We start from the raw sequence: 4,960 nt of genomic DNA, 5'->3' as shown, positions 1-4,960 counted from the left end.
GCCCCCGACCCGGCAACTTGATCAACGCGGACCTGTCCAGGTGGGACACGAGCGCCCCGCGACCCGGAAAGGGGCGCGGGGCGCTCGGCGGAAGCAGGTGTCACATGCTGGAGATGTCGGACTGCTTGGCGCGGACGGCCTCGGCGGCCTCCTTGAGGGCGGCCAGCTCGTCGGCGTCCAGGTCGGTCTCGACGACGCGCTTGACGCCCTGGGCACCGATCTCGGCCTCGACGCCCAGGTAGACGCCGGAGATGCCGTACTCGCCGTCGACCCAGGCGCAGACCGGCATGACCTCGCCGGAGTCCTCCGCGACAGCCTTGGCCATCCGGGCCGCCGCAGCCGACGGGGCGTAGTACGCCGAGCCGGTCTTGAGCAGAGCCACCACCTCGGCGCCACCGTTGCGGGTCCGGACCACCAGCTCCTCGATCTGCTCGGCCGGCATGACCTCGCGCAGCGGCTTGCCGTCCACGGTGCTCTGCGACGGCACCGGGACCATGGTGTCGCCGTGCGAGCCGAGAGTGAGCGTCTTCACCGACTTCACCGGCACGCTCAGCGCCTCGGCCACGAAGTTGGTGAACCGGGCGGTGTCCAGCATGCCGGCCTGGCCCAGCACCCGGTTGCGCGGGAACTGGGTGGCGATCTGCGCCAGCGCGGTCATCTCGTCCAGCGGGTTGGACACCACGATCACCACTGCGTTCGGGGCGTACTTCGCGACGTTCTCGGCGACCTGCCGCACGATCTTGGCGTTGGTCTCCAGCAGGTCCATCCGGCTCATGCCCGGCTTGCGCGGCAGGCCGGCGGTGATGACCACCACGTCCGAACCCTCGATGGCCTCGTACCCCTCACCGTTCTTGTCGGTGGTGACGCCGACCACGGTGGTCTCGAAACCCTCCACCGCGCGCGACTGGTTGAGGTCCAGCGCGATCCCCGCGGGCTTGCCCTCAATGATGTCGGTGATCACGACGGTGTCGAAGACGTCGTACTCGGCCAGGCGCTGCGCGGTGGTGGAGCCGTAGAATCCGGCGCCGACGACAGTGACCTTCTTACCCATGGTCGTCCCACTCCCTGATACCAGTCGGTTTTCCGGACGGTATCAGCCATCCTGGCACCGATCAGGCCAGGGGCGGACGGGTATCGACAGGTGCGCAGCTCAGCCGCGTTCGGCCCGCTCCACGACGTTGGTGAGGAGCATGGCGCGGGTCATCGGGCCGACACCACCGGGCATCGGCACCAGCTTGCCCGCGACCTCGGCGACCTCCGGATCGACGTCGCCGGTGTAGCGGCCCTTGCCGTCCGGGCCGATCACCCGGGTGATGCCGACGTCCACGACGACCGCGCCAGGGGTGACCATGTCGGCGGTGAGCAGGCCGGGCACGCCGGCGGCGACGATCACGATGTCGGCGGCGCGGGTGTGCGCGGCCAGGTCGAGAGTGCCGGTGTGGCACAGGGTCACCGTGGCGTTCTCGCTGCGCCGGGTGAGCAGCAGCCCCAGCGGGCGGCCCACGGTGTTGCCCCGGCCGACCACCGCGACGTTGGCGCCGCGCAGCGGCACCTCGTGCCGGCGGAGCAGCTCGACCACGCCGCGCGGGGTGCAGGGCAGCGGACCGTCGTAGCCGAGCACCAGTCGGCCCAGGTTGACCGGGTGCAGGCCGTCGGCGTCCTTGTCCGGGTCGATCAGTTCCAGCACCCGCTGGGTGTCGAGGTGGGCCGGCAGCGGCAACTGGACGATGTAGCCGTGGCAGGCCGGGTCGGCGTTCAGCTCGGCGAGGGTCTCGTCGACCTGCTCCTGGCTGGCGTCAGCGGGCAGTTCCCGGCGGATCGAGGCGATGCCGACCTCGGCGCAGTCCCGGTGTTTGCCGTTGACGTACGCCTGCGAGCCGGGATCGGAACCCACCAGGACTGTGCCCAGTCCCGGCACGGTGCCCCGTTCCGCAAGCGCCTTGACCCGCGTCCGCAGCTCGTCCTTGATCTCCGCCGCGGTCGCCTTACCGTCCAGAAGCGTCGCCGTCACGCACAAATCGTCTCACGCCCGCCCAGCCAAGCTCCCTCGACCACGCCAACCAAGAGAATCACCCCGTTGATCATGAGGTTGACGGCAGCTTGAAGATCAATAACTGCCGTCAACCTCATGATCGACGTTTAGTGGGGCGGGGGTGGGTTCAGTGGAAGAAGTGGCGGGTGGCGGTTAGGTACATGGTTACGCCGGCTTGTTTGCAGGCGGCGATCACCTCTTCGTCGCGGATCGAGCCGCCGGGCTGGACGATGGCCCGGATGCCGGCGTCGATGAGGATCTGGGGGCCGTCGGCGAAGGGGAAGAAGGCGTCGGAGGCGGCCACCGCGCCGTGGGCCCGGTCGGTGCCGGCGCGGGCGACCGCCAGGCGGGCCGAGTCGACCCGGTTGACCTGGCCCATGCCGACGCCGACGGTGGCGCCGTCGCGGGCCAGCAGGATCGCGTTGCTCTTCACCGCGCGCACCGCCCGCCAGGCGAAGGCCAGCTCGGCCAGGGTCGCCTCATCGGCCGCGTCGCCGGTGGCCAGCCGCCAGGTGGCCGGGTCGTCGCCCTCGGCGTCAATGGCGTCCCGCGCCTGCACCAGCACGCCACCGGTGACCTGCCGCCACTCCGCCGGCAGCGGCCGGAACTCCGGGGCCCGCAGCAGCCGGATGTTCTTCTTGGCCTGGAGCAGATCGGCCGCACCCGGCTCGTATCCGGGCGCCACCACGACCTCGGTGAAGATCTCGGCGATCTGCCCGGCGAGCGCGACCGAGACCGGCCGGTTCACCGCGATGACGCCGCCGAAGGCGGAGACCGGGTCGCAGGCGTGTGCCTTGCGGTGCGCCTCGGCCACGTCCGCGCCGACCGCGATGCCGCACGGATTGGCGTGCTTGATGATCGCCACCGCCGGCTGGTCGGCGAAGTCGTTCGCGGCCCGCCAGGCGGCGTCCGCGTCGACGTAGTTGTTGTACGACATCTCCTTGCCGTGCAGCTGCTCGGCCTGAGCCAGGCCGGACGGGCTGGCCGGGTCGGCGTAGAGCGCGGCGGCCTGGTGCGGGTTCTCGCCATAGCGCAGCACCGCCTGCCGGCGCAGCGCCTGCCCGGCGAACTGCGGCCAGCCGTCGGCGGCCGGAGCGAGGGTGCTGGCGAACCAGTCGGCGACCGCCACGTCGTACTCGGCGATGTCGGCGAAGGCGCGGGCGGCCAGCGCCCGGCGCTGCTCCAGGGTGAAGCCGCCGGCGTCGAGGGCGGCCAGCAGCAGCGGGTACGCGGCCGGATCGGTCACCACCGCCACCGAGGCGTGGTTCTTGGCGGCGGCCCGCACCATCGCCGGACCGCCGATGTCGATCTGCTCGACGCACTCGTCCTGGCTCGCGCCGGAGGCCACGGTCTCCTGGAAGGGGTACAGGTTGGACACCAGCAGGTCGATCCCGGCGATGCCGTGCTCGTCGAGCTGGGCGGCGTGGGCATCCTTGCGCAGGTCGGCGAGGAGACCACCGTGGATCTTCGGGTGCAGCGTCTTCACCCGGCCGTCGAGGATCTCCGGGAAGCCGGTCACCTGCTCCACGGCGGTCACCGGCACACCGGCGCCGGCGATCGTCGCCGCGGTGCTGCCGGTGGAGACGATCTCGACGCCCGCGGCGTGCAGCGCGCGGGCCAGGTCGACCAGACCGCTCTTGTCGTAGACGCTTACCAGTGCCCGCCGGATCGGACGGCGACCGTCCTGGATGGAGCTCACGGAACTGTGACCTTTCTTCCGGTGATCGTCCAGCCTTCGCGGACCAGCCGGCCCACCTGCTCGACGAGTTGCTTGCGCTCGGCTTCCTTGATGCGTTCGGTGAGCGTGTCGACGTCGTCGTCGTCACGCACCGGCACGGCCACCTGCGCGACGATCGGGCCGGTGTCCATCCCGGCGTCGACGAAGAAGAGGGTCGCCCCGGTGACCTTCACCCCGTAAGCGAGGGCGTCGCGCGGGCCGTGGATGCCGGGGAACGCCGGCAGCAGGGTGTTGTGCGTGTTGAGGTAGCGGTCGCCGAAGGCGGCGAGGAAGCGTGGCCCGACCAGTTTCAGGAAACCGGCGGAGATGACCAGGTCGGGCCGGTGCTCGGTGACCCGCGCGGTGAGGGCCGCGTCCCACTGCTCACGATCCGGATGGTCCTTGACCCGCTCCACGAAGGTCGGCACGCCCGCCGCGTCGGCCCGGTCCAGCCCGGCGATCCCGTCACGGTCCGCGCCCACCGCGACCACCCGAGCGCCGTACGCCGGGTCGGCGCTCGCGTCCAGCAGGGCCTGCAGGTTGCTGCCGGAGCCGGAAACGAGGACGACGATGCGGGCGGGCTCGGTCACCGGCACACCCTATCCGGCCCTCCGCCGAGGTCCGGACGCTGGGCAGCCTGCCCTTCGCCGACCAACAAAGTCGCCCGGACCGGGTACGCTGCCGGTCGCCTGCGGACCGGCGCGTTTGTGGTCCGCACCCCTGGCACAACGACATGTGAGGAGCAGTCGCGATGCAACCCGGATACCCCTCTCAGCCACCCCAGCAGATCGACAACAACATGACAATGTCGATCGTCGCGATCTTCCTGTTCTGGCCGCTGGCCATCCCGGCGATCATCAACGCCTCGAAGGTCAACCCGCTGCTCCAGCAGGGCGACTACGCAGGCGCCCAGGCCGCGGCGGCCGAGTCGAAGAAGTGGTCCAAGTGGGCCCTGATCGTCGGTATCGCCTTGTGGGCCATCAGCCTGCTCTGCTGCGTGGGCAGTGCGCTGCTCGGTTCGGCCAGCAACAACGCCCTGGGGTACTGAGCCGGATGCACCCCGGTAACCCCGGTCAGGACCCGTACGGCGCGCAGCCGTCGTACGGGGATCCGACCGCGCCACCCCCGAGCAACCCGTACGCGCCGCCGCCGGCCAACCCGTACGCTCCACCACCGGCCAACCCGTACGCGGCCCCCACCGGCTCGGACAC

General features: G+C 70.9%; 5 protein-coding genes. 1 reads left to right on the top strand and 4 read right to left on the bottom strand.

The genetic code is table 11. The features are described 5' to 3' along the window. Nucleotides 1–100 precede the first annotated feature (100 nt). The 4 genes from C1I93_RS28320 to purN all read right to left on the bottom strand — a co-directional run bounded on the left by C1I93_RS28320 (nucleotide 101) and on the right by purN (nucleotide 4,339). Nucleotides 101–1,051 carry a malate dehydrogenase gene (locus C1I93_RS28320; protein ID WP_111246321.1) on the bottom strand — a complete coding sequence of 317 codons (951 nt, stop codon included), beginning with the start codon at nucleotides 1,049–1,051 and terminating at the stop codon, nucleotides 101–103. Between the two features lie 99 nt (nucleotides 1,052–1,150). Then, nucleotides 1,151–2,011, bottom strand: coding sequence for a bifunctional methylenetetrahydrofolate dehydrogenase/methenyltetrahydrofolate cyclohydrolase (locus C1I93_RS28315; protein ID WP_111246320.1), 861 nt, complete (start codon nucleotides 2,009–2,011; stop codon nucleotides 1,151–1,153). 148 nt (nucleotides 2,012–2,159) lie between these two features. Then, nucleotides 2,160–3,731 (bottom strand): bifunctional phosphoribosylaminoimidazolecarboxamide formyltransferase/IMP cyclohydrolase, encoded by a 1,572-nt coding sequence (purH, locus tag C1I93_RS28310; RefSeq protein WP_111246319.1) that lies wholly within the window; start codon nucleotides 3,729–3,731, stop codon nucleotides 2,160–2,162. Next, nucleotides 3,728–4,339 carry a phosphoribosylglycinamide formyltransferase gene (gene purN, locus C1I93_RS28305; protein ID WP_111246322.1) on the bottom strand — a complete coding sequence of 204 codons (612 nt, stop codon included), beginning with the start codon at nucleotides 4,337–4,339 and terminating at the stop codon, nucleotides 3,728–3,730. The genes purH and purN overlap by 4 nt, the downstream gene beginning before the upstream one ends. A 161-nt stretch (nucleotides 4,340–4,500) precedes the next feature. On the opposite strand from purN, the gene C1I93_RS28300 reads away from it, so the two are divergent. After that, on the top strand, nucleotides 4,501–4,797 hold the full coding sequence (locus C1I93_RS28300; RefSeq protein ID WP_111246318.1) for a CD225/dispanin family protein: 297 nt from the start codon (nucleotides 4,501–4,503) through the stop codon (nucleotides 4,795–4,797). The last annotated feature ends 163 nt before the right edge of the window (nucleotides 4,798–4,960 follow it).

Source organism: Micromonospora endophytica (genome assembly GCF_003236305.1).
GTDB classification, from domain to species: Bacteria; Actinomycetota; Actinomycetes; order Mycobacteriales; family Micromonosporaceae; genus Micromonospora; species Micromonospora endophytica.
The sequence above is the reverse complement of the archived record's forward strand: the minus strand, read 5'-3'. Positions and strand labels throughout refer to the sequence as shown.